The sequence below is a fragment of the Paenibacillus liaoningensis genome (genome assembly GCF_059609455.1).
In genome coordinates this window covers 258,190-276,016 of the sequence record NZ_JCAALU010000006.1, presented here as the reverse complement: position 1 = coordinate 276,016, position 17,827 = coordinate 258,190, and the positions used below count along the sequence as shown (strand labels likewise).

Here is a 17,827-nt window from a genome sequence, read left to right as displayed (position 1 = left end):
TAAAAAATACCTCACATAACTATTGACGATGATAATATCGTAGTTTTATAATAACGTCATGGTTTGGAACGATAGGAGAACGTTACCCGTTCAATACTAAGCAAATGTTCGGAAATGGAGGAAATATCTGATGTCAGTTCAAAATGTTTTGGACACAATTAAAGAAAACAACATTCAGTTTGTAGATTTCCGGTTCGTGGATCTTTTTGGTCATGCGCACCACATTACCCTTCCTTCGACAGAAGTTGACGCCGATACTTTCGTAAATGGTGTAGCTTTTGACGGTTCCTCGATCCCGGGTTTCCGTGGAATCGAAGAGTCGGATATGGTTATGATGCCAGATCCTGAATCGGTATTTATCGATCCTTTCACTGATCACCCAACTCTAAACGTAATGTCTAACATTCATACGCCTGATGGCGAACGCTACGAGCGCGATCCGCGCAGCATCGCTCAAAAAGCGGAAGAGTTTCTGCAAAAATCCGGTGTGGGCACGACTGCATTTTTCGCTCCGGAATCCGAATTCTTCATTTTCGACGATGTTCGCTACGAAAGCTCGATGAACACTTCCTTCTATTCGGTTGATTCCGAAGAAGCTGGCTGGAACAGCGGCCGCAAAGAAGAAGGCGGAAACCTTGGCTTTAAAGTTCCAGTTAAAGGCGGTTACGTTCCAGTAGCTCCGGTTGACTCCCAACAAGACATCCGCAGCGAAATGGTTCGCCTGATGCAAGAAACAGGTCTTCGCGTTGAGCGTCATCACCACGAAGTAGCGACTGCTGGTCAAGCAGAAATCAACTTCCGTTTCGACACGCTGACTAAAACAGCTGACAACCTGATGAAATACAAATATATTGTTCACAACACAGCTCGCCAATATGGAAAAGTTGCAACTTTCATGCCTAAGCCGCTGTTTGGCGATAACGGTAGCGGTATGCACGTTCACTCCTCCATCTTTGATGGCGACACGCCTTTGTTCTTTGAAAAAGGTGCTTACGGCAACCTGAGCCCGCTGGCTATGAACTACATCGGCGGAATTTTGCACCACGCTCCAGCGTTGATCGCGCTCACTAACCCGAGCACGAACTCGTTCAAACGTCTGGTTCCTGGCTACGAAGCTCCAGTTAACCTGGTGTTCTCCAAAGGTAACCGTTCGGCTGCGATTCGTATTCCAATCGCTTCCGTTACACCTAAAGGCTGTCGTATCGAGTTCCGTACGCCTGACTCCACTGCCAACCCTTACCTCGCGTTTGCAGCTATGCTGCTTGCAGGTCTTGACGGTATTAAGCGCAAGCTTGATCCAGTTGCTTTGGGCTATGGTCCTTTCGACAAAAACATTTACGAATTGCCAGAAGAAGATAAGAAGGATATCCGCAGCGTACCAGGTACGCTTGACGAAGCGCTTAGCGCTTTGGAAGCAGATTCCGAATTCTTGACTGAAGGCGGCGTATTCTCTGAAGATTTCATCGCTAACTACGTTGCATTCAAACGTAATGAAGCAAAAACAGTATCGATCCGTGTTCATCCGCACGAGTACAGCCTGTACTTCGATTGCTAGAATGAACGTTGAAGGAGCTCCCTATATGGGGGCTCTTTTTTTCTGCCTATTCGCTAGAGTGAAATGACAAAAAGTCTAATTTATCGCCTCACGCCGTTAATAATGAAAGCGGCAGCAAAACACCTTTTATTGAAGAAAACCGAATATTAACAAGAAATCAATAATAAAGTGTTCGACTTTTGTCACGAAAAGACACCAGACTACTTGAAGCGGGCCTTTAAAATTGCTATTATAGCGTTATCATGTTAATAACTAAAGGTGGTTATCCGAAGATGAAGAGAGCATTCAATTTTAATGCAGGACCGGCCGCTTTACCGCTCGAAGTACTTGAGCAGGCTCAGCAGCAATTCGTGGAGTATCAAGGCGCTGGCATGTCCATTATGGAAATGTCGCATCGCAGCGAGCTGTATGAGCAAGTTAACAATGAGACACAGGCTCTTTTTCGCGAAATTTACGGCATTCCTGACAATTATCATGTTCTGCTGCTGCAAGGCGGCGCAAGTACGCAGTTTGCAACCATTCCAATGAATTTCCTTACCCCAGGCAAAGTCGGCGCTTATGTAATGACTGGCGCATGGGCAGAGAAAGCAATCAAGGAAGCGAAGCTTCTTGGCGAGACAGCCGTAGCTGCTACTTCCGAAGCTCACAAGTTCAACCGCATTCCGGCACTTTCCGACATTCAGCTGCCAGATCAAGCTGCTTATTTGCACATTACGACAAATGAGACCATTGGCGGCACGCAATTTGCTGAATTCCCGCAAACGGGCAATGTTCCACTAATCGCGGACATGTCGAGTGATATTTTGAGCCGTCCGGTAGATGTCAGCCAGTTTGGTCTGATTTATGCAGGCGCCCAGAAAAACCTCGGTCCTTCGGGTGTGACGGTTGTCATCGTTCGCGATGATCTTATTAAAGAAAGCCCTAAGACGATTCCAGCTATTTTCCGCTATGATACCCATGCGAAAGCAGGCTCGTTGTACAACACGCCGCCTTCCTTCTCGGTTTATATGGTCAATCTGGTGCTGAAATGGATTAAAGCAAGAGGCGGAGTCGCCCAAATCAATCAATACAACCGCGACAAAACAAAGCTCATTTACGATACGATTGATCAAAGCGGCGGTTTCTATTATGGCTTTGCTGCTCCAGAGAGCCGTTCGCTTATGAACATTACATTCCGCTTGCAGGATGCAGAGCTTGAGAAGAAATTTATTAAGCAATCCGAAGCAGAAGGTTTTGTTGGCTTGAAAGGACATCGTGATGTTGGCGGGCTTCGCGCTTCGACTTACAATGCGGTTCCACTGGAAAGCTGCAAGGCGCTTGCTGAGTTTATGGCAGAATTCCAAAAAAACAACGGCTAATTGCGGCTGTCCGTAATTAAAAGATAGAAAAACCGCCCGCTCCTTTCGCTTATGAAAGGAACGGGCGGTTCTTTCGTGTAATTAGGCAAGGGTTTGCTCCAGAGCGCTTGGGCCATGCAGCTTATAGCCTACGTTACGAACGGTCATAATATATTCGGGGGTCCGGGCGTTTTTTTCGATTTTATCGCGGAGATGGCTAATATGGACGTCTACGATACGGGTATCGCCGAGGAAGTGATAGTCCCATACGCCATGAAGCAGCTGCTGGCGGCTCAGCACCTTGCCTTTATGCTTGCAGAGGAAGACGAGCAGCTCGAATTCCTTCGGCGTCAGCTCGATCAGCTTGCCATCAATCAGCACTTCTCGTTCATCGGGACGTACCGACATGCGGCCAATGTCAATGGCGCTTGACGGTGCTGCGCCAGGCAGCGATTGCAGTCTGCGGAAAATCGCTTGGATGCGCGAAATCAGCTCCTGCGGGCTAAACGGCTTGGTCATATAGTCGTCAGCGCCATTATCGAGGCCAGCAATTTTATCGGTAACATCCTGCAGGGCGGTCAGCATGACGATGGGAACGGCGTTGTTTTGCTTGCGCAGCTCGCGGCACACTTGAATGCCATCCATCTTCGGCAGCATTAAATCGAGAACGATGAGATCTGGCCGAAAGGGGCGCAGCATATCAAAAACGGCTTCTCCGTCATCTACGCATCTGACGTCGTATCCGGCTAGCTTCAGGTTGAATTCAATCAGCATGGAGATGGAGGGCTCGTCATCGACGACGAGAATTTTCTTCTTCAACATGTTGTCTTATTAAGCCTCCCTTATCCTAAACATGTCTTTGCTCATGACTACATTATGAAGTTAGACGTTCAAGTAGGGATTAAGAGTACGTTAACGGGATGTAAAATTTCATTCCTATTTTAAATAAAATAGTAATTCATGTATAATAGGCAAGGGACAAGGGGTGACAACAAGAAGATGGCATTTCATATTGTGTTAGTAGAACCGGAAATACCCGCTAACACGGGCAATATTGCGCGGACATGTGCGGCAACCGGTGCGCATCTGCATCTGGTGCGTCCGCTGGGCTTTCAAACGGATGACAAGACGCTGAAGCGCGCAGGCCTGGATTATTGGCATGCGGTTCATGTCGAGTACCATGATTCCTTTCAGGAGCTGCAGGAGCAGTATGCTGATGGGCGGTATTTCTATGCCAGCACGCGGGCGGTCAAAGCCTATAATGAGTTTCAATACCAGGATGGGGATTTTTTCGTATTCGGCAAGGAAACGAAAGGTTTGCCTCAAGAGCTGATTGAAGCTAATTTAAGTACATGCATTCGGATGCCAATGACGGATAAGGTCAGATCGCTTAATTTATCCAATTCGGCGGCAATCATCGTGTACGAGGCGCTTAGACAGAACGATTTTCCAGGACTGTCTTAAAATAGAGGCGGCTTACGAACAGTTTTAGTTCTAGCAGATTCAAAGCTTGGCGGCAAGGTGAAGAATTTACTTAAGGGTTTAATTTAGGAATTACTTAAAGCATTACCTAAAGAGAGAAGCAGAATGGGGAAACAGAGGCAGAGCGTTAAAGAAATGAACTGTCGGGGTTTCACGAAAAAGGCTTGCAAACTAGACACAGGAGAGGTGAACAACGATGAAACCAGCAGGTGTAGTAAGAAAAGTAGATCAACTCGGACGTATCGTTCTTCCAAAATCGTTGCGTAAACGTTACCAGATGAATGAGGGAGATCCGGTTGAAATTTTAGTGCAGGGCGACCATATTATTTTGGAGCGTTACCGTCCGAAATGTGTGTTCTGTGGTTCTATGGAAGAAGTCCGCGAGTTTAAAGAACGTTTTTTATGCGGCGTTTGTGTGGCTGAAATGAGCCAGCTCGCCCGCTAACCTCATACATGCATAATAGGTAGTATCAAAAAGAAGCTTCCCCATGGAGCAGCCTTAGCTGCATTCCTTCGGAGAAGCTTCTTTTGGTGCAAGCTGATAGTTCAGCTTACAGGCCTTTGGTTTTGTCATCGTTGTAAGAAGACGTGAACATAGCCGTCAAGAACAAGACGAATACAGTCATTACAATAATGAATGTGATGGACATTAATGGCACCTCCAAAATCCTCATGCAACTGTTTTCATTATACCCAACCTGCCCGAAAAAGAAAACTTTAAATATGGGCTGTACCTTGATAACATAGAACTATAAGCGTTAAAGCTTGTATCTTAGGAGGAGTCGAACCATGGATTACCGTTTTTCATCACGAGTGACCGCTCTCAAATCATCGGTCGTAAGAGATATTCTCAAGCTGACGCAGGGCAAGGATATGATTTCATTCGCTGGAGGGCTGCCGGCCGAGGAGCTGTTTCCGGTGCAGGCGATTCGCGATGCTGCCGATCGCGTGTTTACGAAGGGCGCAAGCGCTCTGCAATACGGATTGACCGAGGGCTTTATGCCGCTGCGTGAACAGCTGTGCGAGCGTATGGGACATAAGGGCATGAACGTACGCCCTGACGAAATGCTGCTGACGACAGGCTCCCAGCAGGCGATCAGCCTCATTGTTGAAGTGCTGACCGAGCCTGGCGATACGATATTGGTAGAAAGGCCGACATATCTCGCTTGCTTGCAGGTGTTTGAGATGAATGGCTTAAATGTCATTGCTGCGGACAGCGATGAGCATGGCATTGTAGCGGAGGATGCGGAGCGGCTTATTCGCGAGCATCGTCCAAAGCTAGTGTACGCCGTGCCTACCTTCGGCAATCCGACGGGGCGCGTCTGGAGCACGGAGCGCAGGCAGCAGCTGCTGGCGCTTTGCAGTTCTTATGGTATACCTATATTGGAAGATGATCCATACGGGGAAATAAAATATGATGTAAATGCCGTTTATCCGACATTGTTTGCGCTTGATCAGCAAGCGGGCCGTTCAGGCTCGGTTATTTATACGAGCACCTTTTCGAAGACGGTTGCGCCAGGGCTGCGCACAGGTTGGGCAATGGGTCCAGCGGAAGTCATTGCTATGATGGCTAAAGCGAAGCAGGCGGCAGATTTGCATTCCAGCGCGATTGATCAGCAAATCGTCAGCGAGCTGCTGGATAGCTTTCCGCTCGATGAGCATATTAAAGTTATCTCTGCTTCCTACGGGGAGCGGATGCGCGAAATGCAAGGGCTGCTTGTGCAGCAGCATATTGAAGGATTGCGCTGGATTGAGCCGAAGGGCGGCATGTTCCTATGGGTGGAGCTGCCGGAAGGTCTTGATGCAGAGGCGCTTCTCCGGGCTTCCGTTCAGAAGGGCGTTGCTTTCGTACCCGGAAGCTCCTTCTATGCTTATGACCCGCAGCGTAATACGGCGCGGCTTAACTTTACCTATAACATCGGAGCCAAGACAGCACTCGGCGTAGAGCGCTTTGCGGAAGCGATCCGCGAGTTTACGGCCCGCTCCTAACCTTGCAGCTCGCAGAAGCATCGAGTTTGCGGTTGCATGCCCGATGCCAATATGCCCAGTACATGATGCCCGATGTCTTGGCCATTAGCGGGACGATGAACGCCGCTTGCTAGGACGGCGAGGGTCGCGGTTAACCAAAGCTGCCTGCGATTCGCCAGGTGCAGCAGTTGTGCTTGGCCCCGCTTGATTGCTTGGCAAAGCGGCCACCCAATCGGCGATGACTTCGGCGTATTCGGTCAAGGCGGCTGCTCCGGCAGGCAGCAGGCGGTATTTTCCGCGCTGCTGGCGCTCGAACCAGCCATAGTAATTGTCGCGCAGCACAGCGCCGCTGCGCGGGAAGCTCGTCAGCGCAGCAACCTGGCTAGGCGAGTGCGCCTCTCCCAGCTGCTGGAGCGCGTAGGCGCAGCGCAGCGCCTTCTCGCGATAGGCGGTCACCAGCTTGCGGCCGGTACTGCCGCCTACATTATAATCGCCGCTGCGCTCGCGAAATTCAAGAAGCAGCCTCGCCTGCTTCTTGCGGCGCGTTCCGCGCTGCGGCGCCTCGCCGGGCTCGCATAGCACATCAATGACAGGCGCCTTCGTCTTGAAGAAGGTGACGGTCATAAGGCCGATGCCGAGCATGCGGCACAGCTCGGTAATTTCACCGAAGCGCTGGTTGTGCGCGCCGTTTTTTTTACGATTGCGCTCGACTACGAGCACAACCTGATCATTTATACGAAGGCGTTCAATCCCCTGCAGCAGCAGGGCGAGATTGAACGTCTTTTTCATTTCCACGATAATGGTTTCTTCGGTATCCGCGTGCATCGCGACGAGATCGCAGTGCAGCACCTCGCTTTTGACGACGAAGCCGCGCGCTTCATAATAAGCTTTTACCGGGCCGTAAAGCTCCTCTTCCTTACTGACTGCCACGTGCATTCCCCCACTTTCTTCTAACTATTATAACAAAGGATAGGGAGTGCGGGCAGATCGAATCTATTTGTCCAAGCAAACCCGCGCTGCAAGCGTATTTGTCGCAATATGCATGATTACCGCCTAAAATAGTGGTCAATTTCCACGCGGAATAAGCATAGACATGTAATACTTCAATAAAGTTAGTTCCACTCGCTGAGGTTCTTGCAAGCAAATGCCGAGCGAAGTGAAAAATTGCGTATTGCGGAAGCGATGGGAGGAGGCACGGCATGGACATTTTCAAGCGAATATCGGAATATCAAGCAGAGAGTGAGAAGCTGGCCTGGAGTGGATCTTTCAAGGATTATATTGAACTGCTGAGACAGGATCCAACCCCGGCCATGACGGCGCACGCGCGTGTCTATGAAATGATTGAATCCTATGGAGTCGAGGAGAGGGATGGGAAGAAGCGGTACAAATTTTTCGAGCAAGAAATTTATGGGCTGGACCGCTCTGTTGAAAAGCTGGTGGAGGAATATTTCCACTCCTCGGCGCGAAGGCTTGATGTGCGCAAACGGATTTTGCTTCTAATGGGTCCTGTCAGCGGAGGGAAATCGACGCTGGTTACGATGCTCAAAAAGGGGCTTGAGAAATATTCCAGAACGAAACGCGGCGCCGTCTATGCGATTAAAGGCTGCCCGATGCACGAAGAGCCGCTGCATCTCATTCCGCATGAGCTGAGAGGCGAGATTGAGCAGGAGATTGGCGTTAGGATTGAAGGCAATCTATGCCCCTCCTGCCAGATGAGGCTGCAAACCGAATACGGCGGCGATATTCAAAATGTTCAGGTGGAGCGCGTATTCATCTCGGAGGATAACCGCGTGGGCATCGGTACGTTCAGCCCATCTGATCCAAAGTCGCAGGACATTGCCGATCTAACCGGCAGCATCGATTTTTCCACGATTACAGAATTTGGCTCGGAATCCGATCCGCGTGCTTATCGTTTTGACGGCGAGCTGAACAAGGCGAACCGGGGGCTTATGGAGTTTCAGGAGATGCTGAAATGCGACGAGAAGTTTTTGTGGAACCTGCTGTCCTTGACGCAGGAGGGCAATTTTAAAGCGGGGCGATTTGCGCTTATTTCCGCTGATGAATTAATTATAGCCCACACGAACGAGACGGAGTACAAATCCTTCATTAGCAATAAGAAAAATGAAGCGCTCCAGTCACGGATGATCGTCATGCCGATTCCATATAACCTGAAGGTGTCCGAGGAAGAAAAAATTTATACGAAGCTCATTGGCCAGAGCGACATGAAGCATATTCATATTGCTCCGCATGCACTTCGCGCTGCTGCTATTTTCTCCATACTTACCCGTCTGAAGGAGACGAAGAAGCAGGGCATGGATTTGGTGAAGAAGATGCGGATGTACGACGGCGAGGAAATCGAAGGCTTCAAGGATGCCGATCTTAAGGAAATGCAGACCGAATATACCGAGGAAGGCATGTCCGGCATCGACCCGCGTTATGTCATCAACCGGATTTCGAGCGCGCTGATCAAGCAGGATATGCAGTGCATTAATGCGCTCGATGTGCTTCGCGGCTTGAAGGACGGCCTCGACCAGCATCCATCCATTACGAAGGAGGAGCGGGAGCGTTATTTGAACTTTATTTCGGTTGCGCGCAAGGAATACGATGGCCTGGCCAAAAAAGAAATTCAGAAGGCATTCGTCTATTCCTATGAGGAGTCGGCGCGTACGTTGTTCGAAAACTATCTTGACAACATTGAGGCTTATTGCAACTGGGCTAAAATCAAAGATCCGCTCACCGGCGAGGAGCTTGATCCGGATGAGCGCCTGATGCGTTCCATTGAGGAGCAGATTGGCGTTTCTGAAAATGCGAAAAAAGCGTTCCGCGAAGAAATTTTGATTCGCATCTCGTCGTATTCCCGGAAAGGGAAAAAATTCGATTTCACCAGCCACGAGCGGCTGCGTGAAGCGGTGGAGAAAAAGCTGTTCACCGATCTTAAGGACATCGTGAAAATTACGACCTCCACGAAGACGCCGGATGAAATCCAGCTCAAGCGGATAAACGAAGTGACGAAGCGGTTGATTGATGACCACGGTTATTGCCCCGTATGTGCTAATGAGCTGCTGCGTTATGTAGGCAGCCTGCTTAATCGCTAACGATCCAAATAAGAGAAGATCAAGAAGTTCGGTGGAGCAGCTGCCCACCGAACTTCTTGTCGCTGTCTGGGTGAAAATAAAGCACGAATAAGCTAGAATAGGTTAGGAGGACTGGAAAAATGGGACTATGGATTCAGCTTTTTCGGTGAATTTTGTAGAGATCTCAACAAATTCTCTTGAATTATTAAAGAAATGTCTACCTTTATGAAGCTGAATGCCGATATACTTAATATAGCAGTTGGTATTTATTTAGAGACTGGGGGTTGTTCAATGATTAATGTCACAGTAGAACGTAAGCGTCAGTTGGACTATACAGGAATCAAGGAACAGGATTTGCAGCTGCTCGCGGAGTGCAGGCCTATTTTTAAGCAGGTAGTCGACGAGGTTGTTGATCGTTTCTATGATAATGTGGGACTCTATCCCGAAATGGTAGCTTTAATGAAGAAATTTAGCAATGTGGATCGTTTGAAAGGGACGCAGCGCGAATATTGGCTGTCTCTTGCGGACGGCGTTATTGATGAAGCATTTATTGAAAACCGGATAAAAATCGGGCTTGTGCATTCCCGGATTGGCCTGACAACCGACTGGTATTTAGGTACATACATGACTTACTTGAACATTGCGACGGATGTATTTGAGCGTGTGCTTCCAGATGGATGGAAGCCGGTTATTCACTCCTTGTCCAAAATGTTCAATTTGGACTCGCAATTTGTGCTTGAAGCGTATAACCGCGCAGAGCAGACGAAGGTGCAGGAGCTGGCGGATGAGCGTGCAACGATGCTGTCGACTGTAACGGAAGCGGTGCAGCAGCTGGCTGGTTTAATGGTTGAGCTGGAAGAAGGCGCCCAATCGATTGCAGCTACAGCATTGTCTACTTCAGATTCACAAGAGAAAGCGCATTCTTTGCTTGGCGAGCTGCAGGGCGAGCTGGATGGCATTACAGAAATGGGTACGATGATTCGGGAAATTGCCGATCAGACGCATTTGCTTGGGCTGAATGCGGCCATTGAAGCAGCAAGAGCCGGAGATCATGGTCGGGGCTTCGAGGTTGTTGCCAATGAGGTGCGCAAGCTGGCTGCATCGTCACGAGGAGCACAAGAAACGATTCAAAATAAGCTTAGTGAAATTGAGAAAAAGGTTAATTCGGTTCGGAGGGAGTCCGATCAGACTTCGGCGGAGGCGCGTAATCAAGCGGCAAAATCACAGGAGCTTGCTGCTTTTGTGAAAATGGTCGATGATGTCGCCAAAGATTTGAACAAGCTTAATGCAACCTCTTCATAGGCCGCATTTTATAGTAGATAACATTAAGAAGAAGCCGAAATTCTCGCGTCTGAGGATTTCGGCTTTTTTGTATGATATATAAGTTGACATGAATATTCGGTTTTAGTATGATTGAGCTACAGAAATGGACGATTTTATGAAATTTAACGTCATAAAAACTAACATTAATCTGCCGTTGGATCAAAAACGATCATTATTGTTACAGGATTTACATGTGAGGTTGAGCCATCTTGGAGGAGGCGGTTGGCATGTCGACGGCCAGACAGTCGCAGTCGCATTTTTACGATTCACAATCTTTTTATGATGAAATGTTTGAAAAGGATTTTTCAGTTCGTCCCCACTATGAAAGCGTTCATCGCATGTTCGGAAAAATGAAGCCCTCTGAGCTAGGTATTCGCCAGCATGCTCTTAATCAGCGAATGATGGAGGAAGGTATTACCTTCACGCTGTACAGCAGCAATCAAAATGAGCCTCTGGAGCGGACGATTCCGTTCGACTATATTCCCCGTGTCATTCCCCGGCATGAGTGGGACAATATTGACCGCGGCGTACGCCAGCGCATCCGCGCGCTGAACGCCTTCACCCATGACATCTACCACCAACAGCACATTGTAAAAGATGGCGTTATCCCCCGCAAAATGATCGTGTCCAATACTTATTTCCGCCCGGAAATGGTTGGGCTGGATGTGCCGTCAGGCGTGTACATTACAGCTTCTGGCATCGATTTGATCCGAGATGAGAAGGGGCGTTATTTTGTACTGGAGGACAATTTGCGTTCCCCTTCCGGCTTCTCTTACTTATTCAAGGGCAGAACGCTAATGAGCGAGCTGTTTCATGACCTGTATTTGTCCTCGTCTGTCCAAAGCATCGAGCGCAGCCTCAACTGCTTCCTCAGCTCGCTTCGCTCTCTTGCGCCAAGCGGCAAAAGAGATCCTCTTATAGTGCTGCTTACGCCGGGCTCCTACAATTCGGCCTATTACGAGCATACTTTCCTCGCTCAGCAGCTTGGCATTCATCTTGTGGAAGGCCGCGATCTCGTTTATAAGGATCACAACATTTATTTGCGGGACTTGCGCGGGCTTCGCAAAGTGGATGTTATTTATCGGCGGATCGATGATGAGTTTATAGATCCGCTTGCTTTTCAGCCGGATTCCCTGCTTGGGGTTCCAGGGCTGATGAATGCGTATCGCGCAGGCAATGTGGCGATTGCTAATGCCCCAGGTACCGGGGTCGCCGACGATAAGGCGGTGTATGCGTATGTCCCGGATATGATTCGCTATTATCTGGGCGAAGAGCCGATTTTGCATAATGTGCCAACCTATATTTTGTCGCGCAAGGAAGAGCGGGAATACGTGCTGGACCACCTCGCGGAGCTGGTTGTCAAGGAAACCTCGCTTTCCGGCGGCTACGGCATGTTAATTGGCCCTAGCGCGACGCCAGCGGAAATCAAAGCGTTCGCTGAGGCGATTAAGCTCGATCCAGAGCGGTATATCGCCCAGACGACAATGAGGCTTTCTCGAGCGCCGGTAATGATGGATGGCATTATGGCACCGCGCCATATCGATTTAAGAGCTTTTGCGTTGATGGGCGAGGAGACGCATGTCATACCGGGCGGGCTGACGCGTGTCGCAATGACGGAAGGCTCGCTCGTCGTGAATTCATCGCAAGGCGGCGGGGTTAAAGATACGTGGGTGCTCAGCCGCTAGGCCCATATATTTCGAAGCCTCTAAGCGGTAAAGCTGCTAAGCCGGTAAGCCGGCACGGAACAATGAGGCGGGGAGCCTAATAATCGGAGGGATGGCTATGCTTAATCGGAATGCGGAGGCGCTGTTTTGGATTGGACGCTACATGGAGCGGGCGGAAAACCATGCGCGATTGATCGATGTTCACTATCATTTGCAAGCGGAGGATGGCGCAGAATCGGAGGCGGCCGAGCAAGGGCAAGGAATGGCAGCTCCGACCTGCAAATGGTCGCGCATCGTAGATGCGCTGGGCAGCAGAGAGTCCTATGTCCAGCAATATGGCAGCTACAGCGAGCAGGATGTGCTGCGGTACATGACGCTTGACCGCGACAATCCGAATTCGCTTGTGTCCTGCGTCAGCCATGCGCGGGGCAATCTGCGCACGCTGCGCGAGAAGGCGCCGAGCGAGATGTGGGATGCGGTCAACGGCTTTTATTTGTGGCTGCGGGAGAAGCAGCCCGAGGATTTAATGGCGGAATCGCCGCATTTGTTTTTCGGCAAAATCAAGGAATGGACGGCGCTGTTCCAAGGCATCAGCCAGTCCGTCATGCCTCGTGAGAATGAGTGGCATTTTATTGAATGCGGCCGTTATTTGGAACGGGCTGAAAATACGCTGCGAATTATTAAAGCCGCTTATAATACGGTTCTTGCGAGCGGCGAGAGCTGGAGCAATGCGTCTGGCGCATACTCGTACTTGCAGGCTATGCTGCGTTCGCTGAGTGGCTATCAGGTATTCCGGCGCTATTATGCCGATGGCATGTCGGTGGAGTCCATTGTTGATTTTGTCATCTTAAATGAAGTGTTTCCAAGGTCCGTGCATTTCGCGCTGCATACGCTCGATGAGCATATGCGGTATATCCGCTTTCAGGATATGCAGCTGCGCTCAGCGCATGACAAGGTTATTCGCCAAGTAAGCAAGGTAAAGGCGGATCTCGCCTGCCTGGATCGGGAAGATATACTGCTGGACCGCGAAGGGGCCATTGTCGGTCATTTGCTGGAGGCTTGCCAGACGCTGGGCGGCACCTTCGCCAAAACCTTTTTTCGCATGGGGGAGGCCAGCGCATGAAGCTGAATATTTCGCATGTGACGCAATACGATTATGGGAAGCCGGTTACGGACAGTGTCAATGAAATTCGTCTGACGCCGAGTACAGATGAACGCCAGTCCTGCTACCAGCAATCCATTGCGGTAGAGCCGAATGCACCGCTGTTCAGCTATGAGGATTTTTTCGGCAATCGGGTGCATTCGTTTTCGGTGAACGGCTCGCACCGCAAGCTGACGATCCGCTCGCAAATGACGGTTGTGACGAAGGAGGCTCTTACACCAGAGCAGCAGGCAGCTGCTCTGAATGGCGGCGGAGCGGCTGAAGTCGCTTGGGAATGGCTGCAATCAGAGGATGCGGGTAATCGTTTCGTAGAGTTTCTGCTGCCTACTGCTTACACGGCGCTCAGCCTGGAAGTGGAGACATATGCAGTGGGCGTAGAGGATCGGAAAAACGACGGCATGAGCGTATATGGCTGGCTGCTAGCGCTATCCCAAAAAATCCGCAACGAGTTCGTCTATGATCCGGATGCTACAACGGTGGATACGAAGGCGAGCGACATGTTCGAACGCAGGCGCGGCGTCTGTCAGGATTTTGCCCATCTCATGATTGCCTGCTGCCGCTCGCAGCAGGTTCCGGCCCGCTATGTGAGCGGCTACCACTTTGTTGGCGATTTGCAAGGCGGAACGGCAGATTTTGAGCAGGCGTCCCATGCATGGGTGGAGGCTTACGTGCCGTCGCTTGGCTGGTGCAGCTTCGATCCGACGAATGAAGCTCCTGTCGGCGAGCGTTACGTCAAGCTGGGCCATGGACGCGATTATAAAGATATCGTTCCGGTAAAGGGCGTGTATCGTGGTAGCGGGCAGCAGACGTTGAAGGTGACGGTAGATGTGCGCAAGGTAGAGGAATGAAGCGGAATATCCATCAGAAATTCAATGAAAAATTCAATGAGAAAAAAAGCCCTTCGGGCGCTGGCTGGCTGCTTAAGCTTTCATGCAGCTGCACAAGTGCCTGAAGGGCTTCTTTGTTGTATTTTGTTGTATTTCCTTGGGAGGCTGGAATTACTGGACGATTGTAAAATCGTCGAAGTTCAAGCGGCTGCCGGATGTGCCGGCAACTACAATTTTGAAGCGTACCGCTGCGGTTTCATTTACAGTAATCGTCTGCTCCGTCAATGACTGGCTGCTGGAGTAGGTGCTTCCGACATCCGTCCAGGTGGAGCCGCTATTAAGCGACTTTTGAAGCTTCCATGTCGCTCCCGTGTCGCTGCCAAAGCTCGCATGCTTCACCTTGACGGTAGTCGCGCCGCCTGTCACATTGAAATTCATATAGATGGAGCCTGCCGCTCTGACTCGTGCGGATTTGGTGCCATTTTTCTTGTCTGTAGATAGATCGCCAAGCAGCGCATTATCGAAGGTCCACGAGCCTGAACCGAGCGTAACCGAAGCGGCTGTATAGGCTGCTTTCGTGCCTGTCTCGAAGGTTTCGTTTACAGCGCCAGAGGTTGGCGGCTGCGACGTTGAGGCATAGCCGTAGGAGCCTTGCTTGAAGGTGGAGCTGTCCCACCATTTGTAGCCTGCCGCTGGTGCTGCCCATGGCTCAGCTTGCGGTTGGGTTGACGTTTGTGGCGATTCTATAGCAAGCAAAGCTGTTGCATTGTCAAGCGTAAGGCCGCTTACTTGATTCAGTGCCGTGTAGCTTTCTTTAACAGCAAGCCAGTCCACTAGTTGTACGAGCAGTGCGCCATTGCTCGCTTCTGTAAAGCCGTCGTACGTCGTTTTGGAGCCGCCTGTTTCCTCGCGCAAATATTTAGGCGTGCTGTCTTCGACAGGGGAAGAGTCGCCGATCACGGCTACTTTGCCAAGACTATTCTTGCCGATCGCGACATAAGGTCCTTCAGCAATTCCTCCACCATTATAGACGCCCTGATCCACCGCATTGCCCCAAGCGGCAGAAGTCTGCTGCATGTATACGATTCCCTTTGCCTTAGTCGGGTCTGTAATGGCGATGGTCGATCCGGCATGCATCGTCATGGAAGTAACGCCGCTAGTAATGCCGAAAGATTGCGAGGAAGGAACGATTGTTCCTGAGTTTACGTTGCCTAGTGCATTGTAACGGATGCGCATGCCGAAGTTGTTCGACAGCCAGTCGGAGCTGGCTACACCCTGCATAGCAGCTGAACTGGCTTCTTCTGTACTCATGCCCAGCGCGGGATTCGACCAAGCTCCTCGTCTATAGCCGTTGAATACTTCAGAGGAATCCCATCTGTTTTTATTTCGATCTGCGTTATAGTGGTCTGCGATGAAGAAAATGCTGCCTCCGCCCTGCACATACGAAAGCATAGCCTGCTGCTCGCTCGTCTTGAACGGCACGTTCGCTTCAGGAATAACGAAGACGTCATAGCTGCTTAAGTCTGCCAGCGTAATAGGGCCGCTTTTGCGAAGCTCCTTGACGTAATAGCCTTTGCCTGCAAGAGCTTGTCCAAAATCGGAAAAGCCGCCGTCAATGACCCAATCTGCCGCACCTGCTGTTTGGGCATGGGCGTTGTCGAACAGAATTTTTTTGCCATTGGCGCTTCCTGCGGGCTGTAGGACGGGAGCCGGATCAGACGGCCCCTCCGCTAAGGAAACTGCTGTGCCTGCCGATAAAGACATTGCAAAGATGAGTGCTCCTGCCGTCAATCGCTTCAAAAAATTACCCTTCATCATCAAACCTCCGCTTCTAGTAGTTGGTTTAATTAGAGTGGCTTCCTTGTTTGGAAGCACAAGGCAATTGTACTATTTTTTCTAAATAATAGAAATAGATTCGCGTAAGAAAACCGGTACATATTGTGTTAAGTTTATGTAAGGAATATTGAAAGAGTTGCTAGTCGTTGCTGAACAGCTCGTTCAATACATTTTTTCTGTTTTCGAGAAAGCGTCGAGTTAGCTGGTAATGTGCTGTGTCCTCGTAGCGAATTTCTTCAACGGGCTTGGCGTCAAAATTGTAAATTTGCGCGTTCGGATATCCAAGCAAAATAGGCGAGTGAGTCGCAATAATGAACTGGGCATCGCGCTCCAAATCTTTAATGACGCGAAGCAGCGCGAGCTGACGGGCAGGAGAAAGCGCGGCCTCGGGCTCGTCGAGCAAATAGATCGCTTTTTTGCCAAAACGGTGCTTGAACAACGATAGAAAGGCTTCGCCATGCGACTGCTCATGCAGCGATTTGCCGCCGTAATAGGGCAAGCTTTCAGGCACTGTATCGAGGTAAGAGGCGAATTGGTAAAACGTTTCTGCGCGCAGAAAAAAGCCGTTCGTGAGCTTGGGCATCCAGGAAAGCCGAACGTAGGGACCTAGTGCAGATTCAGAGGCATCTACGTCGTAGCTGTTGTTGCGCCCTCCGCCAGCAGTGTTAAAGCTGCATTGATAGGCTATAGCTTCTAGAAAGGTGGACTTGCCGGAACCATTTTCGCCTACAAAGAAGGTGATATGGGTATGGAAATGAAGCTTGCTCATTGACTGGATGACAGGAATGGAAAAGGGATACTTGCTGTAATTGGGAATGCGCTCCTTGAGCAGCTCTGCACTCCGTAAATACAAGGCGTTCAGCTCCTTTGGCAGAAGAGGTCGTTTTTTTTATTTTAACATGTGGAATGTTTGGGCGCATGTGGAGTGGGAAGGGAGAGGAGCAATTTGCGACTTATTGTGATAGTCCAAGGTCTGGCAAACATATGACCTAATAGAGGTGCAAGAGTATTTGGAGGTGTGGGGAAGCATTGAAAGCAGCGATAGTGCCGTTACCCATATTAGCCTTACCACGAGAAATATGAACAAGCGATTTTGTATTATGAAAAATTTCTTACGATGGGCGAAGGGTGGGTGGAGGATAATGCTGCGACATGCGGCAAGCTGGCGGATTGCTCTAACCGGCTTGGAGATACAGAGCGGGAGCTTGAATCGATATTAAGATCGTTTCAATATGGCAGTCCGCGGGCGGAATTTTGCTGCCGGCTAGGGTATTATTTTTTGCAGCAAAAAGATTTCGAGACGGCTGGTTTCTGGTATAACCTCGCAATTGAGCGTGGGCAGTCCGACCAACGGCTGGGCTTTGTCAATATGGCCTGCTCCACCTGGCTGCCGCATCTTCAGCTATGCGTCTGCTACGCTCGTCTAGGTGAATACGAGCTGGCCTATCGGCATAATGAGGCTGACCGAACTTTCCGTCCAGAGGACCCCAGAGTGCTGCAAAACAAAGGTTATTTGGAGTCATTACGGCAAAAAGCGGAATTACCCTAATCAAATATAAGAAAACAGCAGCGGACTAAGTATAGCCTTAGTCTGCTGCT

Annotated in this window: 15 protein-coding genes; 11 read left to right on the top strand and 4 right to left on the bottom strand. The window is 49.9% G+C overall.

Going from position 1 to position 17,827, the window contains the following annotated elements; translation table 11 throughout:
- Positions 1-130: 130 nt before the first annotated feature.
- The gene (glnA, locus tag AC6B99_RS10800; protein ID WP_056039603.1) at positions 131-1,555 is read left to right on the top strand and encodes a type I glutamate--ammonia ligase; all 1,425 of its coding nucleotides are present in this window, start codon (positions 131-133) and stop codon (positions 1,553-1,555) included.
- Positions 1,556-1,827: 272 nt separating this feature from the next.
- Positions 1,828-2,913, top strand: coding sequence for a 3-phosphoserine/phosphohydroxythreonine transaminase (gene serC / locus AC6B99_RS10795; protein WP_056039606.1), 1,086 nt, complete (start codon positions 1,828-1,830; stop codon positions 2,911-2,913).
- Positions 2,914-2,994: 81 nt separating this feature from the next.
- On the opposite strand, the gene AC6B99_RS10790 is transcribed toward serC, so the two are convergent.
- Positions 2,995-3,714, bottom strand: a complete 720-nt coding sequence (locus AC6B99_RS10790; protein ID WP_046228682.1) for a response regulator — start codon at positions 3,712-3,714, stop codon at positions 2,995-2,997.
- A 177-nt stretch (positions 3,715-3,891) separates the two neighbouring features.
- Between AC6B99_RS10790 and trmL the strand changes: the two genes are divergently transcribed.
- The 3 genes from trmL to AC6B99_RS10775 all read left to right on the top strand — a co-directional run bounded on the left by trmL (position 3,892) and on the right by AC6B99_RS10775 (position 6,363).
- A complete protein-coding gene (gene trmL, locus AC6B99_RS10785; protein WP_056039608.1) occupies positions 3,892-4,356 on the top strand; it encodes a tRNA (uridine(34)/cytosine(34)/5-carboxymethylaminomethyluridine(34)-2'-O)-methyltransferase TrmL in 465 nt (154 codons plus the stop codon).
- A 214-nt stretch (positions 4,357-4,570) separates the two neighbouring features.
- Entirely contained in the window at positions 4,571-4,819 is a 249-nt protein-coding gene (locus tag AC6B99_RS10780; RefSeq protein ID WP_046228684.1) for an AbrB/MazE/SpoVT family DNA-binding domain-containing protein, read from the top strand.
- 344 nt (positions 4,820-5,163) lie between these two features.
- Entirely contained in the window at positions 5,164-6,363 is a 1,200-nt protein-coding gene (locus tag AC6B99_RS10775; RefSeq protein WP_496663331.1) for an aminotransferase-like domain-containing protein, read from the top strand.
- An 84-nt stretch (positions 6,364-6,447) separates the two neighbouring features.
- Here AC6B99_RS10775 and AC6B99_RS10770 read toward each other — a convergent pair whose 3' ends face one another.
- On the bottom strand, positions 6,448-7,272 hold the full coding sequence (locus AC6B99_RS10770; protein ID WP_496663330.1) for a DUF2161 domain-containing phosphodiesterase: 825 nt from the start codon (positions 7,270-7,272) through the stop codon (positions 6,448-6,450).
- 269 nt (positions 7,273-7,541) lie between these two features.
- On the opposite strand from AC6B99_RS10770, the gene AC6B99_RS10765 reads away from it, so the two are divergent.
- The 5 genes from AC6B99_RS10765 to AC6B99_RS10745 all read left to right on the top strand — a co-directional run bounded on the left by AC6B99_RS10765 (position 7,542) and on the right by AC6B99_RS10745 (position 14,413).
- The gene (locus tag AC6B99_RS10765; RefSeq protein ID WP_056039617.1) at positions 7,542-9,437 is read left to right on the top strand and encodes a PrkA family serine protein kinase; all 1,896 of its coding nucleotides are present in this window, start codon (positions 7,542-7,544) and stop codon (positions 9,435-9,437) included.
- A gap of 270 nt (positions 9,438-9,707) precedes the next feature.
- Positions 9,708-10,718 (top strand): globin-coupled sensor protein, encoded by a 1,011-nt coding sequence (locus tag AC6B99_RS10760; RefSeq protein ID WP_056039620.1) that lies wholly within the window; start codon positions 9,708-9,710, stop codon positions 10,716-10,718.
- A gap of 248 nt (positions 10,719-10,966) precedes the next feature.
- Positions 10,967-12,424, top strand: a complete 1,458-nt coding sequence (locus AC6B99_RS10755) for a circularly permuted type 2 ATP-grasp protein (protein ID WP_056039623.1) — start codon at positions 10,967-10,969, stop codon at positions 12,422-12,424.
- Between the two features lie 97 nt (positions 12,425-12,521).
- On the top strand, positions 12,522-13,526 hold the full coding sequence (locus AC6B99_RS10750; protein ID WP_056039625.1) for an alpha-E domain-containing protein: 1,005 nt from the start codon (positions 12,522-12,524) through the stop codon (positions 13,524-13,526).
- The gene (locus AC6B99_RS10745) at positions 13,523-14,413 is read left to right on the top strand and encodes a transglutaminase family protein (protein WP_496663329.1); all 891 of its coding nucleotides are present in this window, start codon (positions 13,523-13,525) and stop codon (positions 14,411-14,413) included. The genes AC6B99_RS10750 and AC6B99_RS10745 overlap by 4 nt, the downstream gene beginning before the upstream one ends.
- Before the next feature lie 150 nt (positions 14,414-14,563).
- On the opposite strand, the gene AC6B99_RS10740 is transcribed toward AC6B99_RS10745, so the two are convergent.
- A complete protein-coding gene (locus AC6B99_RS10740) occupies positions 14,564-16,210 on the bottom strand; it encodes an Ig domain protein group 2 domain protein (protein ID WP_496663328.1) in 1,647 nt (548 codons plus the stop codon).
- A 157-nt stretch (positions 16,211-16,367) separates the two neighbouring features.
- Positions 16,368-17,081, bottom strand: coding sequence for an AAA family ATPase (locus tag AC6B99_RS10735; protein WP_056039628.1), 714 nt, complete (start codon positions 17,079-17,081; stop codon positions 16,368-16,370).
- 240 nt (positions 17,082-17,321) lie between these two features.
- Between AC6B99_RS10735 and AC6B99_RS10730 the strand changes: the two genes are divergently transcribed.
- The gene (locus tag AC6B99_RS10730; protein WP_494864094.1) at positions 17,322-17,777 is read left to right on the top strand and encodes a hypothetical protein; all 456 of its coding nucleotides are present in this window, start codon (positions 17,322-17,324) and stop codon (positions 17,775-17,777) included.
- Positions 17,778-17,827: the final 50 nt, after the last annotated feature.

What these genes read in the sequence shown, in the direction of transcription:
- AC6B99_RS10765 (WP_056039617.1), top strand. Translation starts at nt 7,542, where the DNA reads ATGGACATTTTCAAGCGAATATCGGAATATCAAGCAGAGAGTGAGAAG.
- AC6B99_RS10760 (WP_056039620.1), top strand. Translation starts at nt 9,708, where the DNA reads ATGATTAATGTCACAGTAGAACGTAAGCGTCAGTTGGACTATACAGGA.
- AC6B99_RS10775 (WP_496663331.1), top strand. Translation starts at nt 5,164, where the DNA reads ATGGATTACCGTTTTTCATCACGAGTGACCGCTCTCAAATCATCGGTC.
- AC6B99_RS10755 (WP_056039623.1), top strand. Translation starts at nt 10,967, where the DNA reads ATGTCGACGGCCAGACAGTCGCAGTCGCATTTTTACGATTCACAATCT.
- AC6B99_RS10780 (WP_046228684.1), top strand. Translation starts at nt 4,571, where the DNA reads ATGAAACCAGCAGGTGTAGTAAGAAAAGTAGATCAACTCGGACGTATC.
- AC6B99_RS10750 (WP_056039625.1), top strand. Translation starts at nt 12,522, where the DNA reads ATGCTTAATCGGAATGCGGAGGCGCTGTTTTGGATTGGACGCTACATG.
- AC6B99_RS10740 (WP_496663328.1), bottom strand. Translation starts at nt 16,210, where the DNA reads ATGATGAAGGGTAATTTTTTGAAGCGATTGACGGCAGGAGCACTCATC.
- serC (WP_056039606.1), top strand. Translation starts at nt 1,828, where the DNA reads ATGAAGAGAGCATTCAATTTTAATGCAGGACCGGCCGCTTTACCGCTC.
- AC6B99_RS10745 (WP_496663329.1), top strand. Translation starts at nt 13,523, where the DNA reads ATGAAGCTGAATATTTCGCATGTGACGCAATACGATTATGGGAAGCCG.
- glnA (WP_056039603.1), top strand. Translation starts at nt 131, where the DNA reads ATGTCAGTTCAAAATGTTTTGGACACAATTAAAGAAAACAACATTCAG.
- trmL (WP_056039608.1), top strand. Translation starts at nt 3,892, where the DNA reads ATGGCATTTCATATTGTGTTAGTAGAACCGGAAATACCCGCTAACACG.
- AC6B99_RS10790 (WP_046228682.1), bottom strand. Translation starts at nt 3,714, where the DNA reads ATGTTGAAGAAGAAAATTCTCGTCGTCGATGACGAGCCCTCCATCTCC.